Source organism: Patescibacteria group bacterium (assembly GCA_018896645.1).
In the GTDB taxonomy this organism is placed as follows: domain Bacteria; phylum Patescibacteriota; class Patescibacteriia; order UBA2591; family JABMQE01; genus JAHIMF01.
Genome location: JAHIMF010000086.1, coordinates 1 through 7,702 on the forward strand (window position 1 = coordinate 1; position 7,702 = coordinate 7,702).

Below are 7,702 nucleotides of genomic sequence, written 5' to 3' on the forward strand. Positions count from 1 at the left end.
AATTGGAGAGGTGGAGTTTAAGCTTAAGCTCCAACCCGTTGCCATTGGCCGGCATTTAATCCCGGCTCATCTCGCGAGTGCAGGCAAAGAAATCCGCGTGCTTTATGTTTTCTTTGAGGCCGAGTATGTGAGCGGGGAAGTTAAAATTAGCCCAGAACATACCGGTTATGACTGGTTTGATTTGTCAAAAGAGAATCCAGAAAAGCTTTTTATTTCCGGGATTTTGCAGGGAGTAAGGATGTATTTAGGGTAAATTAATAATAATCACTAAAATATTATGGAAATTCAAAAAATGCAAAAAATTGTGGATGACTGGGTGAAAACCAACACGGCTGGTTATTGGCAGCCGAATAATATGATGTTGCGCTTGATGGAAGAAGTCGGAGAATTAGCCCGAGAAGTGAATCATCAATTTGGAGAAAAACCCAAAAAGCCCTTTGAAGAAGAAAATAAGCTTGAATATGAGATAGCGGATATTTTGTTTGCTCTGGTTTGTATTGCTAATTCTTTAGATATAGATTTAGACCAGGCGTTTCAGCAGACCATGGAGAAATATACGAAAAGGGACGGGGAAAGGTTTCGGTGATGTTGGGCATTTTGATTGGTTTACGTTGATTGGGTCAAGGGACCCAATCAACCCCAATCGGGTAGACGGGGTCCCTTGACCCCGCCGTAACCTCAGCGAAGGCGGGTAGATTTGCATTTTGTATTTATGAAAGTCAACATCATAACAAAAAATCCGTTAAAAGTTTTGGCGGCAAAAAGAGCTTTTGAGAAGCATGGGGTTGAGGTGAATTTTATTAAGAAAGAATATCCGGAGATTCAGGCCGATACCAGCCTGGAGATCGCCGCTTCTACCGCCAAAACCGCAGCCAAAGAATTAGGTATCCCGGTTATCCGGGAAGACCACAGTTTTTTTGTTAACGCCCTGGGTATTCCCGGACCTTATTGTAATTATTTTGAAAGGGCGCTTGGCACTGAAGGCCTGCTAAAGATGCTTAAAAAATTTTTGGACAGAAGCGCTTATTTTGAAATAGCCACAGTTTATGCTTTGCCAGACGGCAAGATAAAAACTTGGGTTGGCCGAGTGCCAATTATTATTGCTTGCGAACCTCGCGGAGATTTGTCAAGGGGCTGGGATGCGGTTTTGATGTTTGAAAATGAAAAAAGAACTTTTGCTGAATATCCGATGGAAGAAAGAATAGATGTTTGGAATGAAAATTTTGAAAAAATCGCCAAGCTTGCGGCCGCGGGCGAGTTGTAAAATTAATTTATGAAAAACTCTAAACCAACAATTACATTTGTCACCGGAAACAAACACAAGATAAACAGCGCTAAAAAAATATTTGCAGATTATCCGATAAATCTGGTTTTCAAAAACATTGAAACTCCGGAGATACAATCAATGGATGTTAGCGAGGTTGCAAAACATTCGGCAAAATATGCCGCCAAAAAATTGAATGTGCCGGTGATAGTATCTGACTGCGGGTATTATCTGGAAGCTTTAGGCGGATTTCCCGGCCCTTTTGCTAGGTATTTTCAGGAATCATTGTCCAGCGAGGATATTCTAAAGCTTGTGCAGGGAAAGAGCAGGAATATCATTGTTAAAGAGTGTCTTGCTTATGCTGTCCCAGGCCAGGAGCCGATTATTTTCCCTTCAGAGGTTGGGGCTGTTATTGCCAAAAAGCCCGAAGGCAAAGGCCTTTCCGTTGATAGGTTGTTGCAATATAAAGGATTTGATAAGCCCCAAGCAGCTTGTGATTATAATAAAATTTTAGATTTTTGGGATAAGCATTTTACAAATTATCGGGATTTTGCAGAATATTTGCTGAAGAAAGCGGGTTAAAAAATTAATCCACAAAACAGATGGCTGAACAAAAATCAGGCAATGCTGTTTCCGCGTTTATTATGAAGCATGGAAAATTCATGCTTCTAAAGCGCTGTAATCCGCCAATTCAATGGTGCCCTCCCTGCGGCCGGGCTCGAAAGGCTGAGTCGCTTGTTGATGCTGTTGTCCGGGAATCAAAAGAAGAAACCAACCTTGATGTTAAAGTTCTAATGCCCATAACCTCATGGTTTGGCAAGCATGGTGGAGAAATTTTATGCTCCATTAGTTTTTTGTGCGAATATGTTTCCGGGGAAGTAAAGTTATCTGATGAGCACAACGAATTTAAGTGGCTGACTGTGGAAGAAATGATTCAAGGGGAGATGACGCATGATATCAAGGACTTTGTTAGGGCTCGGGAAATCAAACAGCTTTTTGACGCGGGGAAAATAGAGTAGCGGGCCACCTTAAAGATAGGGGGGGAAGAGGGTTTGCTTGCGATTTCGATTAATATTGGTTTGTAGAATTTAAAATTTTTTTAATCAAATGCCAATGCCAAAAATAACAGTCATCTCAACATTTGCCCAAGATAAGATTATTTATAAAGAACCAGGCAAGACTATCACGCGCAAAGGCGGTCCAGCTTTTTGGATTGATAAAACACTTAAAGATTTGAAAGTTGATTTTGATTTTATTTGTCCCAGAAAACAAGCAAAGGTTGAGGTTGTTGTGAGTAAAAAAGGAGAAACTGGTTTTGTCAAGTCGGTTGATAAAATAAATTTAACAGGCAAAAGAACAGCTCGCGCTTTTATTATTTCTACTGTTGCTGATGAATTTGATTTGACTAATTTGACAAAATTAAACGGCTTAATTGCTTTAGACATCCAGGGATATGCTAGAGATATTAAAGTTCAGAAAAAAACAAAGTTGCAAATTGCGCCGGACACATATCAGCTAATTTCAATTTTAAAAGTTACTAAAGAAGAATTGAAATTTTTGGATAAAGAGTTTACTGATAATCAGAAAAAACGTATCTTAATTATAACTAAGGGTGAACAAGGTGCAGAGATATTCTCCGGTGGCAAAAGGTATGTCTTTCCTGCTCGTAAAACTAAAGTCAAAGATACAATCGGTGCCGGTGATGTTTTTTTAACCGCTTTTGTGGCAGAATTTATAAAAATAAAAGATGCGCAAAAAGCCGGTAAATTTGCCATAGGTTACGTAGAGCAGTTTTTGGCTGACAAATAATTTTGTTAATTTGATTTATCCACAATAAGAGCTTGACAAAATTTTCAGCATAATATAAGCTAATAACAACCTTAACATTGACAATCATAAAGCTCATGAATTAGGTCCCCCCGGTGATACCGGAGGGGATTGGGCCTAATTTTATCTGGTTGATTGACTAGATAGAGCGGTTTCTGCGTTAGTGGAAACCCGGCTTCCTCCGTAATCATAGGATAACTGATGTCGTCCTCCGGTCGTGACCGGAGGGGGCAGAGTCAGCAAAAGCGATCTTAAAATCCGCTACTGACGGATTTTTGTTTTATAACTGCGATTTTAAGATAAACAAGGTGGCACCGCGCTCCTATTTTAGGACCGCCCTTGTGGAAATTTTTAATTTTTAAAAATTTCTGCAAGGGCGGTTTTTTTGTTCTTTAAAATTTGAGGATCACCAGTCACAATCTAACAAAGGAGAAAGCCATGACAGACATCAAACATGTTCTTAAGCATCATTCCCAGCAAAATATTCCCCTAAATTTTGATGAGGCATACAGTTTGGGGGAACATGTGCTTAGGGGTTGCAGAGGCGACCATGAAGCGCAAGTTCAAAGTCTTATGGCCCTGTCTTCTCTGCATTCCATAGCCACTTATGGCTGGAAACGGGAAGAGCGGCAAGAGGATTATCACGGGCATTATTTGCCCAAAAATTCCGCTGAGCAGATTGCCGGAATTTGCGCCGCTATATTCAAGCAGGATATAGCCGTATCCGAATTTGGTTTTTTGGAACCGAATATTTCTTATGCCATGGATAATTGCGGCATGGGAGGCGATTTGGTTGTTACGGCCAATGTCAGTACTATTGCCGCCTTTATTGCGGTAGCAGATGGGATAGCGATGTGCAAGCACGGTTCTCCGGCTAATGCTGACGAGGGAAAATACGGAAGCTCTGACTTTATCTCTTTAATTTGCGGGATAAATGAGTATGCTTCCAAAAAAGAAGTAGAGGAATGTCTTGAAAAAATAGGTTTTGGTTACACCGAGGCCTGTGATATTCGGTACAAAAGCATTCATATTCAGACCCATAATGTTGCCAAGGCGCCGCATATGAACGATATTATCGGACCAATTACCAACCCCTTGAGTCCTCGAAAGATGACCAGAAGAGTTGTTGGCATTAATCATCTTATTGCCCCAAGAATTGTTGCCGAAGCTTATCAGATTCTTAATGAAAAAGGGATTACTCATCTTCAGCACGGAATATTTGTTCGCGGTTTTGCCGACGAGTCCCGTTACCGGGGCATGGATGAGGTTTCTATTTGTAGCGGGGGGACTAGAGTCGCTGATCTCAAAGACGGCATAATCAGGGAGTATGATTTGTTTGCTCCTGATTTTGGCCTTGAGCCGATTCCGGTTGAGGCGGTAAGCCCGATTGGCAACAAGGGCGAATATTCCCTGAAAATTTTGAAAGGAGAAATTGGCGGTCCCGGATTGAAGTTTGTTTTGGCCAATGCGGCAATCCTTTTCTATCTGGCCGGCCGAGCCGTGGATTTAGGGGAGTGCTATAAATTAGCGGAGCAGACCTTTAGAGGCGGTGGAGCTTATGAAGTAATGCTTGCTGTTCGGAAAAAGTTGCCCAAGGATTTAAGGAAAAGGAGGTAAAATCTATGGACTCATTAGCGAGTAAGTTAAGAGCGCTGAATTCAAAGATATTAAGCGAGAGGAACGGCATTCAAATCCACCTCTTATCGCTTATGCGCGATGAAAGTTTTGTTTTGAGGAGGCAATTTTTACTGGAGTTGCTTACCAAAGTGGCTTCCGATGGCTTTGGCCTTCCCGTGTCCGAAGAAGAAGCAGCCAGCCATTCTTTAATTGGACAGGATTATCTGCTCTTAATAGTTAAAGAGAAGGAGATCAAAGGATTTGTTGGATTACGGGATTATAACGATTTGAATCTGCTTTATCTTTCGGGGGTGGTTTTTCAGCCCTCTTGCCAAGGTACGGGCATTGCCGGTTTGCTTTTCAACCTTTTTTTGAATGGAAGGCATTATGATTATATTGCTTTTACTACCCAAAGTCCAAGGATGTGCGCCTTAGCCCTGAAGTTTGTGCGAGTGCTTTATCCGGATTTTACCGGTATTACTCCTATTCCGGAAGAGATTGTTGAATTGGGCAAAGAATTAAGAGCTGGCCGCAGCGGTCAGTTTGACCCGGACAACTTTGTTGTTAGGGAGTTGTATGACAGATGTCTTTATCCTTCTATTCCCGAGTCTCATAACTCTGGTCTTAACAAGTTCTTTAAAACCGCTCTAAAAATCCGAGGAGGAAAGACCAAGAATGGCTTTCTTTTTATCGGTCGCTTATAAAGAACGGCGGGTGAAATTAGTTTTTCTTTTTTCACCCGCCTCTAACTTTTTTTAAAATGAACAATCAAAATATTAAAAATTTTTTATTACAGCTTTTAAGGTTTGACACCAGCAATGACGGGCATCTGCAAACTGGCCGAACTTTAGAATTGCTCCAATTCATAAAGAAAGAAATCAACTCTCCGGACATAGAAGTAAATATCCAGCCCTATAGCGTCAAATTAAAAAATGGCCAAGAGCTGAAAGGACGCGGTAATCTCATTGCTTTGCCAAAAGGGAGGAGCCGGGGTCCTTTTATTATGCTTCAAGGCCATGTTGATACTGTAGGCGATGCAACTGGGTTTAAACCGGGGGCGCGCCAAGGATATATTCATGGCCGGGGGGCAGTTGATATGAAGGGTTCGGTGGCGGTAATGATTCGTGTTTTTAAGCAATTGATAAAGAAAAAAAATTTAAAATATCAGCCAATGCTGGTTTTGACTTCTGACGAAGAGGCAAATGATTTTTCAGGGATAAAAGAATTTTTAAAAACCAAGCATAGTAAAAAAGAAATTGCTTTTGCTGTTTGCGGCGAGCCAACTTCTTTGGAAATAAAAACCAAATTAATGGGCGTTTTAAACGTAGAAGTCAATATTCGGCAGGCAGGAGGCCATGGAGCTTTGCCCCAAAAAGAAAATGTTATTGAAAAAGCAGGTCTCATTTTGAGTGAGTTGATTAAAATTAAGAAACTTATCGTTAAACAAAAAAGAGCGGGATTTGATCCGGCGACAATGAATATCGGAGTTATCAGAGGCGGAGATGTGGTTAATAAAATCCCCAGGAGCTGCGTGATAAAATTTGCTGTCAGGACAATACAGCCGCATAGTTATTATAAAAAAATTATTGAAAAGCGCATTGCTTTGTTAGGATTTAAAAATATAAAGATAAAGTATTGTTTTTCTTATGACCCGGTAATAGTTAGAAGAAGGTTGCCTTCTGACGGGCTTGGGAGTAAAATAAAGAAAGGCAGGGGAATATTTAGAGCATTTTCCGAGGCAACTTTATTGAATCAAAATGATATTTTGGCTTATGTGTTTGGCGCGGGTGATATTAAAAAAGCCCACAAAAAAGCGGAAAAAGAAAGCATTAGTTTGGCTGAACTGGAAAAATATGAAAAAATACTTGTTGGTTTTTTTAGAAATGATTAAAAATTGTGTTACAAAAAATATTTAAAACCAAAACACCAATCATCGGAATGGTCCACTTTCCGCCGCTTTTGGGCTACCGAGGCTTTCCCGGAATTGATGCCTGTTTAAGAAAATCTTTAGCAGATGCTAAAATGTTACAGCAGGGCGGAGTTGATGCGATTATAATGGAGAATAACTATGATGTTCCTCATCATGAATTTGTTGGTCCAGAAACAGTAGCCGCAATGACCTTGCTGATTAATATAATTATGAAGTCAGTGTCTGTACCGATTGGTGTTAATGTTTTGTGGAATGACTATCGCTCTGCTTTTTCAATAGCTAAAGTTTGTGGCGCAAAATTTATTCGCGTACCGGTTTTTGTGGACAGCGTAGAAACTGATTATGGTAAAATTATGGCTAATCCAGAAAAGGTGTTGGCATTTAGGAAAGAGATAAAAGCTGATGATGTGGCAATTTTTGCTGACATCCAGGTTAAGCACGCCCAGATGTTAAACAAGAGAAGCCTTGCCGAATCAGCTAAAGAAGCGGTTCAAAAAGGAGCGGACGCGATTATAATAACCGGCAAGTGGACTGGTGATGCGCCTAATACTCTAGATTTAGAACAAGCGAGGCTTGCGGCGGGAAGTAAATTCCCGATCTTTGCTGGCAGTGGCGCTGACAAAAACAATGCTCGCAAACTATTGCAATATGTTAACGGCATCATTATTGGCACTTGCTTGAAGACCGGGAAGATTCGTTCTCGCGAGAGAGAAGTTAATCTTAAGGCCTGGGAGGAAAAGATTAGTCTAAAAAAGACTAGGGAATTTATGGAAAAGGTTAAACATACAAGATAGTCTTGCACAATCATAGAGTCGGCAAAGACGATTCAAGGCCTTTAATTTTATGTTATAATAATATAGATGCATTTACAGATGCATCTACAATGCATCCATGAATTTTATGAAACAATGGAACCAAATTTACAAAAAAGAAGGGGACAAGTATGAGTATTATAAGATTTTTAAACCCCACAAGGACATTGGCCGGGTGGTCAGGATTTTTAAAAAGCATAAGATAAAAAAAATTCTTGACCTTGGCTGCGGCGCTGGCCGGCATGTTTGGTA

General features: G+C 40.5%; 10 protein-coding genes. All 10 read left to right on the plus strand.

The window, feature by feature from the left end:
* Positions 1-253: hypothetical protein (locus KKD20_06370; GenBank protein MBU4332708.1), on the plus strand; the 253-nt coding region annotated here is incomplete at its 5' end.
* 24 nt (positions 254-277) lie between these two features.
* Positions 278-586 (plus strand): nucleotide pyrophosphohydrolase, encoded by a 309-nt coding sequence (locus KKD20_06375; protein ID MBU4332709.1) that lies wholly within the window; start codon positions 278-280, stop codon positions 584-586.
* Positions 587-712: 126 nt separating this feature from the next.
* Positions 713-1,264 carry a non-canonical purine NTP pyrophosphatase gene (locus tag KKD20_06380; GenBank protein ID MBU4332710.1) on the plus strand — a complete coding sequence of 184 codons (552 nt, stop codon included), beginning with the start codon at positions 713-715 and terminating at the stop codon, positions 1,262-1,264.
* Positions 1,265-1,273: 9 nt separating this feature from the next.
* Entirely contained in the window at positions 1,274-1,846 is a 573-nt protein-coding gene (locus tag KKD20_06385; GenBank protein ID MBU4332711.1) for a non-canonical purine NTP pyrophosphatase, read from the plus strand.
* Between the two features lie 20 nt (positions 1,847-1,866).
* On the plus strand, positions 1,867-2,283 hold the full coding sequence (locus KKD20_06390) for an NUDIX domain-containing protein (GenBank protein MBU4332712.1): 417 nt from the start codon (positions 1,867-1,869) through the stop codon (positions 2,281-2,283).
* A 94-nt stretch (positions 2,284-2,377) separates the two neighbouring features.
* Entirely contained in the window at positions 2,378-3,073 is a 696-nt protein-coding gene (locus KKD20_06395; GenBank protein MBU4332713.1) for a bifunctional hydroxymethylpyrimidine kinase/phosphomethylpyrimidine kinase, read from the plus strand.
* Between the two features lie 456 nt (positions 3,074-3,529).
* Entirely contained in the window at positions 3,530-4,708 is a 1,179-nt protein-coding gene (locus KKD20_06400) for a hypothetical protein (protein ID MBU4332714.1), read from the plus strand.
* Between the two features lie 5 nt (positions 4,709-4,713).
* A complete protein-coding gene (locus KKD20_06405) occupies positions 4,714-5,412 on the plus strand; it encodes a hypothetical protein (GenBank protein ID MBU4332715.1) in 699 nt (232 codons plus the stop codon).
* 56 nt (positions 5,413-5,468) lie between these two features.
* The gene (locus KKD20_06410) at positions 5,469-6,599 is read left to right on the plus strand and encodes a M20/M25/M40 family metallo-hydrolase (GenBank protein ID MBU4332716.1); all 1,131 of its coding nucleotides are present in this window, start codon (positions 5,469-5,471) and stop codon (positions 6,597-6,599) included.
* Positions 6,600-6,604: 5 nt separating this feature from the next.
* Positions 6,605-7,432, plus strand: coding sequence for a BtpA/SgcQ family protein (locus KKD20_06415; protein MBU4332717.1), 828 nt, complete (start codon positions 6,605-6,607; stop codon positions 7,430-7,432).
* The last annotated feature ends 270 nt before the right edge of the window (positions 7,433-7,702 follow it).